Genomic DNA, 17,930 nt, shown 5'->3' on the forward strand with positions numbered 1-17,930 from the left:
AGTCCCGGCGGTCACCGGGAACTGCGCCACGGCGCCCGTTCGTTGTGGGGGTGGCGGGCCGCGTCAGCGGGCGGCGCCTCCGTCGGCGTTGGGGCCGGCGTAGTCCTCACCGTAGGCGCCCTTGGCGGGGCGGCGGCGGCGCATGGGCGGCTCGACGCCGTCGGCGAGGCGGCGGGCGGTGAGCAGGAAGCCGGTGTGGCCGATCATCCGGTGGTCCGGGCGGACGGCCAGGCCCTCGATGTGCCAGTTGCGGATCATCGTCTCCCACGAGGTCGGCTCGTTGAAGCAGCCGATCTCGCGGATGGACTCGACGGTCCGGGCGAGCTGGGTGGTGGTGGCGACGTAGCAGCACAGGATGCCGCCGGGGACGAGCGCCTTGGAGACGGCCTCCAGGCACTCCCAGGGGGCGAGCATGTCGAGGATGACGCGGTCGACGTCGGTGTCGGACAGGTTGTCCTGGAGGTCGCCGACGGTGAGCTGCCAGGCGGGGTGCGGGCCGCCGAAGTAGCGCTCGACGTTCTGCCGGGCGATGTCGGCGAAGTCCTCGCGGCGCTCGTAGGAGTGCAGCATGCCCTGGTCGCCGATGGCGCGCAGCAGGAAGCTGCTGAGCGAGCCGGAGCCGACGCCGGCCTCGACGACGCGCGCGCCGGGGAAGATGTCGGCGAAGGCGAGGATCTGCCCCGCGTCCTTGGGGTAGACGACGGCCGCCCCGCGGGGCATGGACAGGACGTAGTCGGGGAGCAGGGGGCGCAGCGCGAGGTAGGCGACGTTCCCGGTGGTGCGGACAACGCTGCCCTCGGGAGCGCCGATCAGTTCGTCGTGGGGGAAGGAACCCTTGTGGGTGTGAAAGTTCTTCCCGGCCTCGAGCGTGAACGTGTAGTGGCGGCCCTTGGGGTCGGTCAGCTGAACCTGGTCCCCGACCTTGAAGGGCCCGCGCCTGCGGGCGGCACCGGTCGGTTCGGACATGTGAACAGCCTACCCGTCCCGGGAGGGGCCGCCGACCACGGCCGGGTGCGGGCGGGAGGTTCAGCTGGGCCGCGCCATCGCCTTCACGAAGGCGCGCTCGACGTCGGCCGCGGACAGGACGCCGTAGATCTCGCCGGTGTCCTCGACCACCAGGTACTCGGTGGCCGGGGTGGCGCGCAGGGCGTCCAGGAGGTCCTCTCCGGCGAGCTCGGCGGAGACGTGCATGCCGTCGGTGATGTCCTGGGCGAGTCCGCCGACCGGCACCCAGGGGCGGCGGTGTTCGGGTACGCCGACGATGGCGGCCTCGCGGACCAGGGAGAGGGGGACGCCGTCGGGGTCGACGACGACCAGGGCGCGGGCGCCGGCGGCGTTGGCCCGGCGCAGGGCCTCGGAGAGGGGCGTGTCGGTCTCGACGGGCACCGCGCGGCGGGTGAGGTTGCGGGCACGCAGCTCGGGGAGGTGTTCGCGCAGTCGGGCCATGCGCAGGCTGTTGCCGGCGCCGGTCCAGATGATCGCGGCGAGGATGGCGGCGAGCAGGGCGTCCAGGACGGTGTCCATGCCCACGTTGTCCACCGCGTCGGAGCCGAGGGCGCCGGACTGGGTGAGCAGCGGGAGGCCGATCAGGACGGCGACGGCGAGGGCGCGGCCGACCCAGGCGGCGGCGATGGTGCCGGTCATGGGCTTGCCGCTGATCGCCCAGACGACGGCGCGGAGCATGCGGCCGCCGTCCAGGGGGAGGCCGGGCAGGAGGTTGAAGACGGCCACGATGAGGTTGGAGACCATCAGGCCGGCCAGCAGGACGCCGGGGACGCTGCTGGGGTCGACGGCCAGCAGCCCGAGGTAGAAAAGGCCGGACAGGACGAGGGAGAGCAGGGGGCCGACGAAGGCCAGCACGAACTCGCGTCCGGGGGTCTCGGCCTCCTTCTCGATCTCGGAGACGCCGCCGAAGAACTGGAGCTGGATGCGGCGCACCGGGAGTTTGAAGCGGAGGGCGGCGAGGGTGTGGGCGAGCTCGTGGACCAGGACGGAGGCGTAGAAGGCGACCGCGAAGAACAGGGAGACGAGGTAGCTGGCGGCGCCGAGCTCGGGCAGCACGCGGTCGATCTGTCCGCCGAACACCCAGGTGATGAGGATGGCGACGAGGAACCAGCTGGGCGCCACGTACACGGGCACGCCGAACGGGCGCCCCATGAGCAGCCCGCCCCGCTGCTGCTCCTGCGGCCGCTGCGGCGGCGCCTGCCCGGCACCGGAGTGCGCGAGCGGGTGTGCCCCGCCGGTGCCGCCGGCCCGCGGGGTCCCCCGCTCGTCATCGGGCCCGCCCGATGACGCGGGAGGCTCGCCGGGTCCGGCGCCCGGGGGCCTGAGCTCTGCGGGGGCCCGGCCGTCGACCGCGTCGCCGGGACGACGGCCGCCCCGCTCGTCACCGGACGGCCCGGCTGCCGGTGCCTGGGCACCCGTACGGGTGCCGTCGGCGGCGGTACCGCCGGGACGACGGCCGCCCCACTCCTCACCGGGTCCGTCGGCGGACGCGGGAGGCTCGCCGGGTCCGGCGTCCGGAGTCCGAGGAGCCGGCCGGTGGGAGGCGGAGGGGTGCCCCGGATCGGGGGCCGGGGGCCGGGGTTGCGCGGGGGCGCCGTCGGGCCGGTCGGCGGCGGGCTCGTCCGCGGGGCCGTTGGTGGGGTGGCCGGGCTCGGGGGTGATCGGGGGCCGAGGGCCCGTGTGGTCGGGCGACTCGTCGTTGCCGGGTCGCGGCTGTCCGCGCCCGCCGCTTACGTCCACCGGTGTCCCCTCGTTCGCTGCGTCTCCCGCGCCTGCCGGACGGGAGGGTCTCGTGTCGATGGTATGCGGCCTGCGCCGCGCGTTCCGCCCCGGCACCCTGTCCCTTCCCCTCCTTCCCCTTCCCTTCCCACCGTCACGCGCAGCACCTGCGGCCGGTGGGGGGTCGGGGCCACGCCGGGGGTGTCCGTCCTCGGACCGGCGCGCGATCGGACCGCCGGAGGGGACGCGGGGGCGCCGGCCACTGCGGCCGCCCCCGCCCCACCCCTTCCGCTCCGTCGGCGGCGCACGCTCTGTCAGTGCCGGGCCGTAAGGTCTGTGGCATGGAGACGAACACCGAGGGCGAGGAGCGGGCCGGCGGCAGCCCGGTCACCGTGGGCGTACGAGCGGACACGGCCGCCATACCGCCCGCATCGCTGTCCCCTTCGCGTGCGAGTGACTTCATGCAGTGCCCGCTGCTGTACCGGTTCCGGGTCATCGACCGGCTGCCGGAGAAGCCGAGCGAGGCGGCGACCAGGGGCACCCTGGTGCACGCGGTACTGGAGCGCCTCTTCGACGCCCCGGCCGCCGACCGCACCGCGCCCCGGGCGAAGTCGCTGGTCCCGGGTCAGTGGGACCGACTGCGCGAGACCCGGCCGGAGGTCATGGAGCTGTTCGCCGACGATCCGGAGGGCGAGCGGCTGGCGCGCTGGCTGGCGGAGGCGGAGCGGCTGGTCGAGCGGTGGTTCTCGCTGGAGGATCCGAGCCGGCTGGAGCCCGCCGAGCGGGAGCTGTTCGTCGAGGCGGAGCTGGACTCCGGGCTGAGACTGCGCGGCATCATCGACCGGGTGGACGTCGCGCCGACCGGTGAGGTGCGGATCGTCGACTACAAGACGGGCAAGGCGCCCCGGCCGGAGTACGCCGAGGGCGCGCTGTTCCAGATGAAGTTCTACGCCCTGGTGGTGTGGCGGCTGAAGAAGGTGATCCCGCGCCGGCTCCAGCTGGTGTACCTCGGCAGTGGTGACGTGCTGACCTACGACCCCGTGCTCGCGGATCTGGAGCGGGTGGAGCGCAAGCTGCTCGCGCTGTGGGACGCGATCCGGCTGGCGACCGAGACGGGTGTCTGGCGCCCGCGTCCCACGAAGCTGTGCGGCTGGTGCGACCACCAGGCGCACTGCCCGGAGTTCGGCGGCACTCCCCCGCCGTACCCCCTCCCGGTGAGGGCGCCCGAGTCCGGCGGGGCCCAACAGGGCAGAATGGGGCCGGACTAGCGAAGGAGACTCAGGTGGCCATCCGCGTCCTACTGGTCGACGACCAGCCGCTGTTGCGTACCGGGTTCCGGATGATTCTGGAGGCCGAGCAGGACATCGCGGTCGTCGGCGAGGCCGGAGACGGCCTCCAGGCCCTGGACCAGGTGCGGGCGCTGCAGCCCGATGTGGTGCTGATGGACATCCGCATGCCGCGGATGGACGGGGTGGAGGCGACCCGGCAGATCACCGGGCCCGAGCGGGACGGGCCGGCGAAGGTGCTGGTGCTGACGACGTTCGATCTCGACGAGTACGTGGTGGAGGCCCTGCGGGCGGGGGCCAGCGGCTTCTTGTTGAAGGACGCCCCGGCCAACGAGCTGGTGCAGGCGATCCGGGTGGTGGCCGCCGGGGAGGCGCTGCTCGCGCCGAGCATCACGCGCCGGCTGCTGGACAAGTACGCCACGCATCTGCCGTCCGGTGACGAGCCGGTGCCGAACACGCTGCACACACTGACCGAGCGTGAGGTCGAGGTGCTGAAGCTGGTGGCGCGCGGACTGTCCAACGCGGAGATCGCCGCCGATCTGTTCGTCAGCGAGACCACCGTCAAGACGCACGTCGGCCATGTCCTGACCAAGCTGGGGCTGCGCGACCGGGTGCAGGCGGCGGTGTACGCCTACGAGAGCGGGCTGGTGCGCCCCGGCGCGCAGTAGCGCGACAGCCGCGATACGGCGAGGGCGCCCTCCTTGACGGGGAGGGCGCCCTCGCCGTATCGGTACGGCGTCAGCCCTCGCTCAGCTCCCAGAACCGGAACACGGTCGAGGCGTCGAGACAGCACCGCGATGTCCTTCTCGTACTGGGCGAAGGGGACGGACTCGACGTCGGCGTCGAACAGGCCGCCGGCGTCGAGCCGTCCGGCGATCGCCTTCAGTTCCTGGTCGGTGGCCGGGCCGTAGCGGGACGGGGTGGACCACAGGGTCAGCTCCGCCTTGCCGGTGATGCCCTCCTCCAGCGCCGCGGCGGCCTCGGCCTTGGAGGGGCGGGCGCCGCAGATGTCGAAGAAGGCGGTGTGGTGGCCGGCGATGCCGGCCGGGACGATCGAGCACAGCGGGCCGGCCGTGCCCTGGTGGACGTCCCGGACGAGGGCGTCACGGTCGATCGGATGGGCGATGGCCCGGCGCACTCCGCGCCTTCCGACGACCGGGTCGTCCCTGGTGAAGACCAGGTGCTGGACCTCGGCGCTGCTGCCCTCGACGACCTCGGTGCCGCCGGTGCCGTCCTCGGCCCGCTCGATGTCGTTGATGGCCTCGGCGGTGAGGCCGCGGTAGGCGATGTCGGCCTCGGCGTCCTGTACGGCCTTCTTCAGGGCGTTCTGGTCACCGTGGAAGAACTCCGGGGTCACGCCGGAGTTCTTGGTCTCGGCGGTGCCCTTGTCGTGCTCGTTGACGGAGAAGACGGCGCGGTCGTTGGCGAACGAGTCCAGCTCGTACGGGCCGGAGCCGACCGCCTCCCCGTCCTCGCGCAGTCCCCCGGCGTCGTACTCGCGGTGGTCGACGAGGGAACCGGCGCCGGACGCGATCTTGCTGGGGAAGGTGGCGTCGGGTGTGTTGAGCTCGAAGACGACCGTCTTCTCGTCGGGGTGCTGACCTCTTCCACCGGGGGGAACATGACCGCGGGCCCGTCGGGGTCGTTGATCTTCAGCACGCGGTCGAAGGAGAACTTCACGTCCTTCGAGGTGAGCGGGTCACCGTTGCTGGACTTCAGTCCGTCCCGCGGCGTGCAGCTGCAGACGGTGGTGCCGGCGTCCGCGAAGCCGCAGCTCTCGGCGGCGTCCGGCGGCGGCTCGGTGGCTCCCTCGAGGAAGCCGAGCAGCGACTTGGAAGACGTTGCTGAACAACAGCCAGGAGGCGGGGTCGGTGGACAGGACGTCGTCGGACACATCCCCACCACGACGTCGCAGCCGTCGGCCCCCGTGTCGCCGCCCTCGGCACCACAGCCGGTCAACAGGCCGGAGGCCAGCCCCGCCACGATGGGCAGGACTGGCCACGGGTGACGCGCATTCACGTGCTGTGCTTTGTCGTTCTTACTGCCCGGACCGCGCCACCGGTCCGGGCTCGTGCGGTTTCGTCACTCGGTGACGCCGCGCCCGAGCTCCCACAGCTGGAGAGTCGAGGAGGAGTTGAGCGCGTAGGCGGTGCCGGTGACGCCGTCGCGGGCGGCGACGTACTGCTTACCCTGCCACAGCGGGATCACCGGGACCTCGTCGGCGACGATGTCCTGGATCTCCGAGAGGCTGTCGGAGGCGGACAGCCGGTCGGCCTGGCGGCGCGACTCGGGGATCAGCTCCTTGATGATCTTGGTGTTGGCGTAGGGCGAGCTGAGGAAGTTGTCCTCGCCGAGGAAGGGGGCGGTGAAGGCGTCGGCGTCCGGGTAGTCGGGGAACCAACCCATGCCGTAGACGTCGTACTTCTCGTTCTGAGCGGCGGTCTTGAACTTGTTCCAGGTCTCGCTCTTGATGTCGGTCTCGAACAGACCGCTGTCGTTGAGCTGCTTGCTCAGCTGCTCGAACTCCGCCTTGGCGGCGGGGCCGTAGTGGTCGTGCGTGTAGTGCAGCGTCAGCTTCACCGGGGTGCTGACGCCGGCCTCCTCCAGCAGTTCGCGGGCCTTGGCCACGTTCGGGTCGCCGTACTTGTTGAAGAACGCGTTGGTGTGACCGGTGACGCCGGCGGGGACCAGCGAGAACAGCGGCTCGGCCTGGGAGCCGTAGACGTTGCCGACCAGCTCGCTGCGGTTGATGACCCGGGCCATCGCCTGACGGACGGCCTTGTCCTTCACCGTGGGGGCCTCGGTGTTGAACGCCAGGTACCGGATCTCCAGACCGGGCGACTCGACCAGCTCGATCTCGTCGTCGGTGGCGGTGCCGAGCTCCTGGATCTGCTCCGGCGACATGGTGCGGGTCGCCATGTCGATGTCGCCCTTCTCCAGCGCCTCGCCCATGGCTTCGGCACTGTCGTAGGAGACCATCTCGACCTTGTCGTTGTTCACCTCCAGCGCGCCCTTGTAGGAGGGGTTCTTGGTGAAGGTGGCACTGACCATCGTGCCGTCCTCGACCTTGCCCTCGAGGGTGTACGGGCCGGAGGCGTCGATCTCGAAGCCCTCGCGCAGCTTGCCCTTGTCGTAGTCGTCCGGGTTGACGATGCCCGCGACCGGGGTGGACAGCTTGTACGGGAAGGTGGCGTCGGCGCTCTTGAGGTGGAAGATCACCTCGCGGTCGCCCTGCGTCTCGACCGTGTCGATGGTGGACAGCAGCGCGAACACGCCGCTGTCGCCCTTGATGGCGAGGGCGCGCTCGATGGAGAACTTCACGTCCTCCGCGGTGATCGCGTCGCCGTTCGAGAACTTCAGGCCGTCACGCAGGGTGCAGCTGTAGCGCTCATTGCCGGCGTCGGTGAATCCGCACGACTCGGCGGCCTCGGGCACCGGCTCGCCGTCACCCCGCGGCTGGACCATCAGGGTCTGCACGGTCTGCCGCAGGATGTTCCAGGTACCGACGTCATAGGACCAGGCCGGGTCGAGGGGCGCGGGGCCGTCCTCCTTGGATGCGGTGAACCGGTCCGTGGTGCCCACGACGATCGCGTCGCCGTCTCCACTCCCGCCCTCGGTGTCGCCGCAGGCGGCGAGCACCGGCGCGAGGAGGCCCATCGCGGCCGCCAGCACCAAAGTCTTGCGGTTCATGCTCGAGTTTCTCCAGGACTGTCGACTCCGTGTATCCGGCATGCGGGGGTTGTTGCAGCGGATCACAGGGATGGGGGCGAGGTTCTCGCGATGACATTAGTCCGCGCCCGCAGGAGGGTTCGCAGCCGCCGGAGTTGAGGGCACATCACGCAGTGAAACCAGGTGTGAACGCACCGGTAAAGGCGACCCGGGAAGGATTGGCGCAGCTTCCTACGAATCGGGACACAAGGGTGCACCAGCAACCTCCGAAATGGTGCGCAAGGCACAGGCAGACATCGTTGTCGACCCCCCTTCATGTGGTGAACCTCACATGCGAAAACGGGCTCGACGGCGCCGGAATTCGGCCACCGGCAAGCGGGCCGAATTCTTTCGTGCGCATGCGCCGGGCCTGTGAAGCCGAGTGGCGGGAATTCCGGCGGTAACACCGCTGCGCTGGGTGAACGCCTAGCGCATTTCCGTCATCACACCGCGCAGGAATGTCAGGTCCACGGCTTCCAGGGAGGGGACGACCGTCCGCCGGGCGGCCGGGGTGATCGGGCCCACCGAGGGCACCACGACGACCTGGCAGCCCGCCGCCTCGGCGGCGGCGACACCGGTCACGGTGTCCTCGACGACGGCGCACCGTACGGGGTCCACACCGAGCCCGGCGGCGGCCGCGAGATACGGGTCGGGGTGCGGCTTGGTGCGCGGTACCTCGTCGCCGGCGACCGACAGCGCGAAGTGCTGCGGGCCCAGCGTGGTCAGCACCCGGTCGATGATGCGCCGGTGGGAGGCGGAGACGAGCGCCGTGGGGATCTCGTACTCGGACAGTTCGGCGAGCAGTCGCGCGGCGCCCGGCATCAGCGGCAGGGCATGGTCGATACGGTCCTCGAAGCCGTCGTTGAGCAGCACCGTCAGCTCGGGGAGGCCGATGTCGGCACCGGTGGCCTCGATGAGGAACCCCGCGCTGCGGGTCATGGGGCCGCCGACCACGACATGGCGCCAGGAGTCGTCGAGGGTGTGACCGAGGGAGGCGAAGACCTCGACCTCGACGTCCCACCAGAAGCCCTCGGTGTCCACCAGGGTGCCGTCCATGTCGAGGAGCACGGCCTGCAGGGCCGAACCCTCGGCCGTCCGGGTTCCGAACGCGGGGACCGTACTGGTCATCCACGTACCTCCTTCACAGGGACGACCAGGCCGGTTCCCCCCGGGGGGAACCGGCCTGCGATGGACCGACCAGTGTACGTCGTGCGGGCCGCGAACGCCCGGTGCGGCCGGCGGGGCCTCAGCGGGCGTTGAAGTACTTGGCCTCCGGGTGGTGGATGACGATGGCGTCCGTGGACTGCTCGGGGTGCAGCTGGAACTCCTCGGAGAGCCGCACGCCGATGCGCTCGGGTTCGAGCAGGGCGGCGATCTTGGCGCGGTCCTCCAGGTCGGGGCAGGCGCCGTAGCCGAGGGAGAAGCGGGCGCCCCGGTACTTCAGGGCGAACATGTCCTCCATCGCGGCCGGGTCCTCGCCCGCGAAGCCGAGCTCGGAGCGCACGCGCGCGTGCCAGTACTCGGCGAGGGCCTCCGCCAGCTGCACGGAGAGCCCGTGCAGCTCCAGGTAGTCGCGGTAGGCGTTGGCCTCGAACATCCGGGCGGTCTCTTCGCCGATCCTCGATCCGACGGTGACCACCTGGAAGCCGACCACGTCGGTCTCGCCGGACTCCTCCGGGCGGAAGAAGTCCGCCAGGCACAGCCGGCGGCCGCGGCGCTGGCGCGGGAAGGTGAAACGGGTGCGCTCGTTGCCCTGCTCGTCCAGGATGATCAGGTCGTCGTCCTTGGAGACGCACGGGAAGTAGCCGTAGACCACGGCCGCCTCCAGCAGGTTCTCCGTCTGGAGCCGGTCGAGCAGTCCGCGCAGCCTGGGCCGGCCCTCGGTCTCGGCCAGCTCCTCGTAGGTCGGCCCGTCGCCGGTACGGGCCTGCTTCAGGCCCCACTGGCCCTTGAACAGGGCGCCCTCGTCGAGCCAGCTCGCGTACTCCTTGAGCTGGATGCCCTTGATCACGCGGGTGCCCCGGAAGGGCGGGGTGGGGACCGGGTTGTCGGTGGCGACGTCGGAGCGGACGTGCCCCTCCTCGGGCCGCTCCTCGATCTCCACGGTGGCCGCGCGGACCCGGCGCTGCCTCAGTTCGGGCAGCTGGGCGCCGGGCACACCGCGCTTGATGCCGATGAGGGCGTCCATCAGGCGCAGGCCCTCGAAGGCGTCGCGGGCGTAGCGGACCTCGCCCTGGTAGATCTCGTGCAGGTCCTGCTCGACGTAGGCGCGGGTGAGGGCGGCGCCGCCGAGGATCACCGGGTAGTCGGTGGCCAGGCCGCGCTGGTTGAGCTCCTCCAGGTTCTCCTTCATGATCACCGTGGACTTCACCAGCAGCCCGGACATGCCGATGACGTCGGCCTTGTGCTCGTCGGCGGCGTCCAGGATCGCGGAGACCGGCTGCTTGATGCCCAGGTTGACGACGTTGTAGCCGTTGTTCGACAGGATGATGTCGACCAGGTTCTTGCCGATGTCGTGCACGTCGCCGCGAACGGTGGCCAGCACGATGGTGCCCTTGCCCGCCTCGTCGGTCTTGTCCATGTACGGCTCGAGGTGCGCGACGGCCGTCTTCATCACCTCGGCGGACTGGAGCACGAACGGCAGCTGCATCTGGCCGGAGCCGAACAGCTCACCGACGACCTTCATGCCGTCCAGGAGGGTGTCGTTGACGATGTCGAGGGCCTTGCGGGTGCCCAGGGCCTCGTCCAGGTCGGCCTCCAGGCCGTTCTTCTCGCCGTCGATGATGCGGCGCTTGAGGCGCTCCTCCAGGGGCAGCGCGGCCAGTTCCTCGGCCTTGCCCGCCTTGAGGGACTTGGCGGTGGCGCCCTCGAAGAGCTGCATGAGCTTCTGGAGCGGGTCGTAGCCCTCGGCACGACGGTCGTGGATGAGGTCCAGAGCCGTCCGGACCTCTTCCTCGCTGAAGCGGGCGATGGGCAGGATCTTCGACGCGTGGACGATCGCCGAGTCCAGGCCGGCCTTGACGCACTCGTCGAGGAAGACCGAGTTCAGCAGGATGCGGGCGGCCGGGTTGAGGCCGAAGGAGATGTTCGACAGGCCGAGGGTGGTCTGCACCCGCGGGTGGCGCTCCTTCAGCCGGCGGATGCCCTCGATGGTGGCCAGGCCGTCCTTGCGGGACTCCTCCTGGCCGGTACAGATGGTGAAGGTCAGACAGTCGACGAGGATGTCCTCCTCACGGATGCCCCAGTTGCCGGTCAGGTCGTCGATCAGCCGCTCGGCGATCTCGACCTTCTTCTCGGCGGTGCGGGCCTGGCCCTCCTCGTCGATGGTGAGCGCGATGAGGGCGGCGCCGTGCTCCTTGGCGAGCTGGGTGACCTTGGCGAAGCGGGACTCGGGGCCGGCGCCGTCCTCGTAGTTCACCGAGTTGATCACCGCACGGCCGCCGAGCTTCTCCAGCCCGGCCCGGATGACGTCGACCTCGGTGGAGTCCAGGACGATGGGCAGGGTGGAGGCGGTGGCGAAACGTCCGGCCAGTTCCTCCATGTCGGCGACGCCGTCACGGCCCACGTAGTCCACGCACAGGTCCAGCATGTGCGCGCCCTCGCGGATCTGCTCGCGGGCCATCTCCACGCAGTTGTCCCAGCGTCCCTCGAGCATCGCCTCGCGGAACTTCTTCGACCCGTTGGCGTTCGTCCGCTCACCGATCGCCAGGTAGGAGGTGTCCTGGCGGAAGGGGACGGTCTGGTAGAGGGAGGCCGCACCGGGCTCCGGGCGCGGGTCGCGCTCGGCCGGGGCGAGGTCGCGCACGCGCTCCACGAGCTGCCGCAGGTGCTCGGGCGTGGTGCCGCAGCAGCCGCCCACCAGGGACAGGCCGTAGTCGCGTACGAAGTTCTCCTGGGCGTCCGCGAGCTCTCCCGGGGACAGCGGGTAGCGGGCGCCGTCCTTGGTGAGTTCCGGCAGGCCGGCGTTGGGCATGCAGGACAGCCGGACGCGGGAGTGGCGGGCCAGGTGGCGCAGGTGCTCGCTCATCTCGGCCGGTCCTGTGGCGCAGTTCAGGCCGATCAGGTCGATGCCCAGCGGTTCCAGCGCGGTGAGCGCGGCACCGATCTCGGAGCCGAGCAGCATGGTGCCGGTGGTCTCGACCGTGACCGACACGATCAGCGGGACCTCGAACCCGGCGGTCTCCATCGCGCGGCGGGCGGCGATCACGGAGGCCTTGGTCTGCAGCAGGTCCTGGGTCGTCTCCACCAGCAGCGCGTCCGCGCCGCCCGCGAGCAGGCCCTCGGCGTTCTGCTGGTAGGCGTCCCGGATGGCGGCGAAAGTGGTGTGGCCGAGGGTGGGCAGCTTGGTGCCGGGGCCCATCGAGCCCAGCACCCAGCGGATACGGCCGTCCCGCGCGGCGTACTCGTCGGCCGTCTCGCGGGCGATGCGGGCGCCCGCCTCGGACAGCTCGACGACGCGCTCCGGGATGTCGTACTCGCCCAGGGCGGTGAGGTTGGCGCCGAAGGTGTTCGTCTCGACGCAGTCGACCCCGGCGCCGAAGTACTCGGAGTGGACCGAACGGACGATGTCCGGGCGCGTCAGGTTCAGGATCTCGTTGCAGCCCTCGAGGTTCTGGAAGTCCTCGAGCGTGGGGTCCTGGGCCTGGAGCATGGTGCCCATGGCTCCGTCGGCGACCACCACCCGGGTGGCGAGCGCCTCGCGGAGGGCGGACACACGGGTCCGGCTGTCGGCGGAAGGGGTCTGCGGCAACGAGGCCATGAAAGGGGCTCCCTCAGGGTGCGACGGCTGTCGGCTTTGCGGCTGCCCGGGAATCCCCTCACGGAGCGTCCCCGGCTGGGCGCACCTCGCCAGGGTATCCGGGACCGTCCCCTGATGTTCAGGGAGTCCACGGGGCGGACGATGATGGCCGACGGCCGACGTACGGAGTACGAGTGGGGGAACCGATCACGACCGATCATTGGCGAGAGGTCGGCATCGACCGGTAGTGTTCGGCATTGCCGAACAGCGGCAGCGGCGCGTCGCGGGTCGACGGCCGAAGGGGACGGAGGCAGTACGGCGATGGCACGGAACATCCAGTCGCTCGAACGGGCGGCAGCGATGCTGCGGCTGCTCGCGGGCGGCGAGCGACGGCTCGGCCTGTCGGACATCGCCTCGTCACTGGGCCTCGCCAAGGGCACCGCCCACGGCATCCTGCGCACCCTCCAGCAGGAGGGATTCGTCGAGCAGGACGACGCCTCCGGGCGCTATCAGCTGGGCGCCGAGCTGCTGCGTCTGGGCACCACCTATCTCGACGTGCACGAGCTGCGGGCGCGCGCCCTGGTGTGGACGGACGACCTGGCCCGCTCCAGCGGCGAGAGCGTCTACCTCGGTGTGCTGCACCAGCGGGGCGTGCTGATCGTGCACCACGTCTTCCGGCCGGACGACAGCCGGCAGGTGCTGGAGATAGGGGCCATGCAGCCGCTGCACTCCACGGCGCTGGGCAAGGTGCTGTCGGCCTACGACCCGGTGGCCCACAGCGAGGCCCTGGAGGCCGACCGCAAGGCCTTCACCGACCGCACGGTGTGCGACCCGGACGGCTTCGAACACATCCTCGACCTCACCCGCGCGCGTGGCTACGCGGCGGACGTGGAGGAGACCTGGGAGGGCGTCGCCGCCGTCGCCGCCCCCATCCACGACCGGCGGCGCATGCCGGTGGGCGCGGTGGGCATCACGGGGGCGGTGGAGCGGCTGCGCCGGGACGGGGAGCTGCGGCACGAGCTGATCGCCGCGGTACGGGACTGCGCCCGCGCGGTGTCGCGGGACCTGGGCGCCGGACGGTTCTGAGCGGAACACGAAGACGACCGGGACGCCGTACGGCGTCCCGGTCACAGCCGTGCCCCGGGGCGGACATACCGGGTGCGAGGCGGCACAACCGCCGCGAAGATCGACAACTCGGGGCGATCGATAACGATCGCGTTTTCGATAACCAAACTCTTGACGCCCACGAGGCGTCGGGAAAGACTCCCGTCCATCGGTCGGCATTGTCGAACACCTACCGGCAATACGCGCTAGAGTGTGACAACGCCAAGGGCCGGCATCGCTCTCACCCCTGAGGGCGCCAATCCCCGGCGGGACCCGGGGGTCGGCTTCCCTGGACGAAGGACAAAGGAGTCGCGGGTGTCCAGCTCCGACATCTTCATCGGCGAGACCATCGGTACCGCCATACTCATCCTGCTCGGCGGCGGCGTCTGTGCCGCCGTGACCCTGAAGGCCTCCAAGGCCCGTAACGCCGGCTGGCTCGCCATCGCCTTCGGGTGGGGCTTCGCCGTCATGACGGCCGTCTACATCGCCGGGCCGCTCTCCGGCGCCCACCTCAACCCGGCCGTCACCGTGGCGCTCGCCGTCAAGGACGGCGACTGGAGCAACGTTCCGGTCTACTTCGCCGGAGAGTTCCTCGGCGCGATGATCGGTGCGGCTCTGGTCTGGGTGGCCTACTACGGCCAGTTCCTGGCCCACCTCACCGACAAGGAGATCGTCGGCGGTCCGGGCGCGCAGACCACCGCCGCCAAGGCGGTCGAGGCGCGGGAGAAGGGCGCGGGCCCGGTGCTCGGCGTCTTCTCCACCGGCCCGGAGATCCGCAACCCGGTGCAGAACCTCGCCACGGAGATCATCGGCACCGTCGTGCTGCTGCTGGCCGTGCTCACCCAGGGCCTGAACGACGCGGGCAACGGCCTGGGCGTGCTGGGCGGCCTGATCACGGCGCTCGTCGTCGTCTCCATCGGCCTGTCGCTGGGCGGCCCGACCGGGTACGCCATCAACCCGGCCCGTGACCTCGGTCCGCGCATCGTGCACGCGCTGCTGCCGCTGCCCAACAAGGGCGGTTCCGACTGGTCCTACGCCTGGGTCCCGGTGGTCGGTCCGCTGATCGGCGGCGCCCTCGCGGCCGGTATCTACAACGTCGCCTTCGCCTAGGTGACCAGATCGCCGTCAACGGCGAATGTTGTAGCAGCGCCGTACGTACAGCCCCGTAACCAAGGAACTCCCAGGAGCACACAGTGACCGACGCCCACACCGCCGGCCCGTTCATCGCCGCCATCGACCAGGGCACGACCTCCTCCCGCTGCATCGTCTTCGACCGCGACGGGCGCATCGTCTCCGTCGACCAGAAGGAGCACGGGCAGATCTTCCCCAAGCCCGGCTGGGTCGAGCACGACGCCACCGAGATCTGGACCAACGTCCAGGAGGTCGTCGCCGGGGCCATCGAGAAGGCCGGCATCACCCGCGACGACATCAAGGCCATCGGCATCACCAACCAGCGCGAGACCACCGTGCTGTGGGACAGGAACACCGGTGAGCCGGTCCACAACGCCATCGTCTGGCAGGACACCCGCACCGACGCCCTGTGCCGCGAGCTCGGCCGCAACGTCGGCCAGGACCGCTTCCGCCGCGAGACCGGCCTTCCGCTGGCCTCCTACTTCGCCGGTCCCAAGGCCCGCTGGCTGCTCGACAACGTCGACGGCCTCAAGGAGCGCGCCGAGGCGGGCGACATCCTCTTCGGCACCATGGACACCTGGGTCATCTGGAACCTGACCGGCGGTGTGAACGGCGGCCGGCACGTCACCGACGTCACCAACGCGTCCCGCACGATGCTGATGAACCTGCACACCATGCAGTGGGACGAGAAGATCGCCGAGTCCATCGGCGTCCCGCTGGCCATGCTGCCCGAGATCCGCTCCTCCGCCGAGGTCTACGGCGAGATCACCGGCGGCAGGCTGGGCGAGCTGCTCGGCGGCATCCCGGTCGCCTCCGCGCTCGGCGACCAGCAGGCGGCCCTGTTCGGCCAGACCTGCTTCGCCGAGGGCGAGACCAAGTCGACGTACGGCACCGGCACCTTCATGGTGATGAACACCGGCGACAAGATCATCAACTCCTACAGCGGCCTGCTGACCACGGTCGGCTATCAGATCGGCGACCAGAAGCCGGTCTACGCCCTGGAGGGCTCGATCGCCGTCACCGGCTCGCTGGTGCAGTGGATGCGCGACCAGATGGGCCTGATCTCCACCGCCGCCGAGATCGAGACCCTCGCCCTGTCGGTCGAGGACAACGGCGGCGCCTACTTCGTGCCGGCCTTCTCCGGCCTGTTCGCCCCGTACTGGCGCTCCGACGCCCGCGGTGTGATCGCCGGCCTGACCCGGTACGTCACCAAGGCGCACCTCGCGCGCGCCGTGCTGGAGGCCACCGCCTGGCAGACGCGGGAGATCGCGGACGCCATGACCAAGGACTCCGGCGTGGAGCTGACCGCCCTCAAGGTCGACGGCGGCATGACCTCCAACAACCTGCTGATGCAGACGCTCTCGGACTTCCTGGACGCCCCCGTGGTGCGCCCGATGGTCGCCGAGACCACCTGCCTCGGCGCCGCCTACGCCGCCGGCCTCGCCGTCGGCTTCTGGAACAGCACCGACGACCTGCGCGCCAACTGGCGGCGGGCCGCCGAGTGGACCCCCCGCATGGACGCGGACACCCGCGACCGTGAGTACAAGAGCTGGCTCAAGGCCGTCGAGCGGACCATGGGCTGGCTCGAGGACGAGGAGTAAGAACCGCCATGACCACCCAGTCCACCCTGCAGACCGTGCCTGCCCTGGGGACGCACCCGGCGTCCGGCTCGAACCCGAGCCGCGCCGAGACCCGGGAGCAGCTCTCCAAGGCGTCGTACGACCTCCTCGTGATCGGCGGCGGCATCCTGGGCATCTCCACCGCCTGGCACGCCGCGCAGTCCGGCCTCAGGGTGGCCCTGGTGGACGCCGGTGACTTCGCCGGCGCCACCTCCTCCGCCTCCTCCAAGCTGCTCCACGGCGGTCTGCGCTACCTGCAGACCGGCGCGGTGAAGCTGGTCGCGGAGAACCACTTCGAGCGCCGTGCGGTCTCCCGCCAGGTGGCCCCCCACCTGGCGAACCCGCTCACGTTCTACCTCCCCGTGTACAAGGGCGGGCCGCACGGCGCGGCGAAGCTCGGGGCCGGCGTCTTCGCGTACTCGGCGCTGTCCGCCTTCGGCGACGGCGTCGGCCACCTGCTCTCCCCGGCCAAGGCCGCGCAGGACGTGCCGGAGCTGCGCACCGAGAACCTCAAGGCCGTGGCCGTGTACGGCGACGACCAGATGAACGACGCGCGCATGGCGCTGATGACGGTCCGCGCGGCGGCCGAGTCGGGCGCCGTCGTCCTCAACCACGCCGAGGTGACGGGCCTGCGCTTCACCAAGGGCCGGGTCACCGGCGCCGAGCTGCGCGACCGGCTCTCGGGCGACGAGTTCGGGGTGAACGCCCGGCTCGTGCTGAACGCAACCGGCCCGTGGGTCGACCACCTGCGCCGCATGGAGGACCCGGACGCCGCGCCGTCCATCCGTCTGTCGAAGGGCGCGCACCTGGTCCTGAAGCGGACCTCCCCGTGGAAGGCCGCGCTGGCCACGCCGATCGACAAGTACCGGATCACCTTCGCCCTCCCCTGGGAGGACATGCTGCTGCTCGGCACGACCGACGAGGAGTTCGAGGGCGACCCGGCGGACGTCGCGGTCACGGAGAAGGACACCGCGCAGATACTCGACGAGGCCGCGTTCTCCATCCGCGACCAGCAGCTCGACCGTGACCTGATCACGTACGCCTTCGCCGGTCTGCGGGTGCTGCCGGGCGGCCCCGGGGACACGGCCAAGGCCAAGCGGGAGACCGTCGTCACCGAGGGCCGGGGCGGGATGCTGTCCGTCGCGGGCGGCAAGTGGACCACCTTCCGCCACATCGGCCGCACGGTGATGCAGAAGCTCCAGGCGCTGCCCGGTCACCCGCTGGGCGAGGACTTCGAGCCGATCGCCTCGCTGCCGAAGAAGCTGCCGCTGCCGGGCGTGGCCAACCCCCGCGCGGTGGCCCACCGGCTGCTGGTCGACGGCCCGGCGCCCGGCCCGCGCATGGCGGCGGACACCGCAAGGCACCTGGCCACCCACTACGGTTCGCTGGCCTTCGACATCGCCCGGCTGGCCAACGACGACCCGGCGCTCGCCCGGCGCGTCCACCCGGACGCCCCGGAGATCTGGGCGCAGGTCGTCTGGGCCCGTGACCACGAGTGGGCCGAGACCGCGGACGACGTGCTGCGCCGCCGCACCACCCTGACGATCCGGGGCCTGGCCACGGACGAGGTCCGCGCGAACGTCCAGGAGCTGCTCGACAAGAAGTGACCGGCACTCCCCG

At 71.0% G+C, this 17,930-nt stretch carries 11 protein-coding genes and 1 pseudogene; 6 read left to right on the forward strand and 6 right to left on the reverse strand.

Features of this window, described 5'->3' with window-relative positions:
- Nucleotides 1-63 precede the first annotated feature (63 nt).
- Together ACFXAE_RS30700 and ACFXAE_RS30705 are read right to left on the reverse strand one after the other, a co-directional pair.
- Nucleotides 64-966, reverse strand: coding sequence for a tRNA (adenine-N1)-methyltransferase (locus ACFXAE_RS30700; protein ID WP_073933638.1), 903 nt, complete (start codon nucleotides 964-966; stop codon nucleotides 64-66).
- Between the two features lie 60 nt (nucleotides 967-1,026).
- Complete coding sequence (locus tag ACFXAE_RS30705) at nucleotides 1,027-2,745, reverse strand: site-2 protease family protein (protein ID WP_384721040.1); 1,719 nt, start codon at nucleotides 2,743-2,745, stop codon at nucleotides 1,027-1,029.
- Between the two features lie 320 nt (nucleotides 2,746-3,065).
- Between ACFXAE_RS30705 and ACFXAE_RS30710 the strand changes: the two genes are divergently transcribed.
- Nucleotides 3,066-3,992: a RecB family exonuclease gene (locus tag ACFXAE_RS30710; RefSeq protein ID WP_384721043.1), complete on the forward strand. Its 927-nt coding sequence runs from the start codon at nucleotides 3,066-3,068 to the stop codon at nucleotides 3,990-3,992.
- Nucleotides 3,993-4,006: 14 nt separating this feature from the next.
- Entirely contained in the window at nucleotides 4,007-4,678 is a 672-nt protein-coding gene (locus tag ACFXAE_RS30715) for a response regulator (RefSeq protein ID WP_384721046.1), read from the forward strand.
- Here ACFXAE_RS30715 and ACFXAE_RS30720 read toward each other — a convergent pair.
- From ACFXAE_RS30720 to metH, 4 genes and pseudogenes are all read right to left on the reverse strand, one after another.
- Nucleotides 4,642-5,906, reverse strand: a pseudogene (locus ACFXAE_RS30720) (ABC transporter substrate-binding protein). The gene ACFXAE_RS30715 and the pseudogene ACFXAE_RS30720 sit on opposite strands and share 37 nt — an antisense overlap.
- A 186-nt stretch (nucleotides 5,907-6,092) precedes the next feature.
- Nucleotides 6,093-7,700 carry an ABC transporter substrate-binding protein gene (locus ACFXAE_RS30725; protein WP_384721048.1) on the reverse strand — a complete coding sequence of 536 codons (1,608 nt, stop codon included), beginning with the start codon at nucleotides 7,698-7,700 and terminating at the stop codon, nucleotides 6,093-6,095.
- A gap of 444 nt (nucleotides 7,701-8,144) precedes the next feature.
- Complete coding sequence (locus ACFXAE_RS30730) at nucleotides 8,145-8,846, reverse strand: HAD family hydrolase (RefSeq protein ID WP_384721051.1); 702 nt, start codon at nucleotides 8,844-8,846, stop codon at nucleotides 8,145-8,147.
- A 118-nt stretch (nucleotides 8,847-8,964) separates the two neighbouring features.
- On the reverse strand, nucleotides 8,965-12,477 hold the full coding sequence (gene metH, locus ACFXAE_RS30735; protein ID WP_384721054.1) for a methionine synthase: 3,513 nt from the start codon (nucleotides 12,475-12,477) through the stop codon (nucleotides 8,965-8,967).
- Between the two features lie 300 nt (nucleotides 12,478-12,777).
- On the opposite strand from metH, the gene ACFXAE_RS30740 reads away from it, so the two are divergent.
- The 4 genes from ACFXAE_RS30740 (at nucleotide 12,778) to ACFXAE_RS30755 (ending at nucleotide 17,917) form a co-directional block, all read left to right on the forward strand.
- Nucleotides 12,778-13,542: an IclR family transcriptional regulator gene (locus ACFXAE_RS30740; protein WP_384721057.1), complete on the forward strand. Its 765-nt coding sequence runs from the start codon at nucleotides 12,778-12,780 to the stop codon at nucleotides 13,540-13,542.
- Nucleotides 13,543-13,875: 333 nt separating this feature from the next.
- On the forward strand, nucleotides 13,876-14,670 hold the full coding sequence (locus ACFXAE_RS30745) for an MIP/aquaporin family protein (RefSeq protein ID WP_384721060.1): 795 nt from the start codon (nucleotides 13,876-13,878) through the stop codon (nucleotides 14,668-14,670).
- 83 nt (nucleotides 14,671-14,753) lie between these two features.
- Complete coding sequence (gene glpK / locus ACFXAE_RS30750) at nucleotides 14,754-16,292, forward strand: glycerol kinase GlpK (protein ID WP_384721062.1); 1,539 nt, start codon at nucleotides 14,754-14,756, stop codon at nucleotides 16,290-16,292.
- An 8-nt stretch (nucleotides 16,293-16,300) separates the two neighbouring features.
- Nucleotides 16,301-17,917, forward strand: a complete 1,617-nt coding sequence (locus ACFXAE_RS30755) for an FAD-dependent oxidoreductase (protein WP_384721065.1) — start codon at nucleotides 16,301-16,303, stop codon at nucleotides 17,915-17,917.
- Nucleotides 17,918-17,930: the final 13 nt, after the last annotated feature.

This window comes from Streptomyces sp. NPDC059454, from assembly GCF_042749965.1.
Classification (GTDB): Bacteria; Actinomycetota; Actinomycetes; order Streptomycetales; family Streptomycetaceae; genus Streptomyces.

Bases quoted from the DNA above. Each gene is read 5' to 3' on its own strand.
- ACFXAE_RS30740 (WP_384721057.1), top strand. From the start codon at position 12,778: ATGGCACGGAACATCCAGTCGCTCGAACGGGCGGCAGCGATGCTGCGG.
- ACFXAE_RS30755 (WP_384721065.1), top strand. From the start codon at position 16,301: ATGACCACCCAGTCCACCCTGCAGACCGTGCCTGCCCTGGGGACGCAC.
- ACFXAE_RS30725 (WP_384721048.1), bottom strand. From the start codon at position 7,700: ATGAACCGCAAGACTTTGGTGCTGGCGGCCGCGATGGGCCTCCTCGCG.
- ACFXAE_RS30700 (WP_073933638.1), bottom strand. From the start codon at position 966: ATGTCCGAACCGACCGGTGCCGCCCGCAGGCGCGGGCCCTTCAAGGTC.
- ACFXAE_RS30710 (WP_384721043.1), top strand. From the start codon at position 3,066: ATGGAGACGAACACCGAGGGCGAGGAGCGGGCCGGCGGCAGCCCGGTC.
- metH (WP_384721054.1), bottom strand. From the start codon at position 12,477: ATGGCCTCGTTGCCGCAGACCCCTTCCGCCGACAGCCGGACCCGTGTG.
- ACFXAE_RS30730 (WP_384721051.1), bottom strand. From the start codon at position 8,846: ATGACCAGTACGGTCCCCGCGTTCGGAACCCGGACGGCCGAGGGTTCG.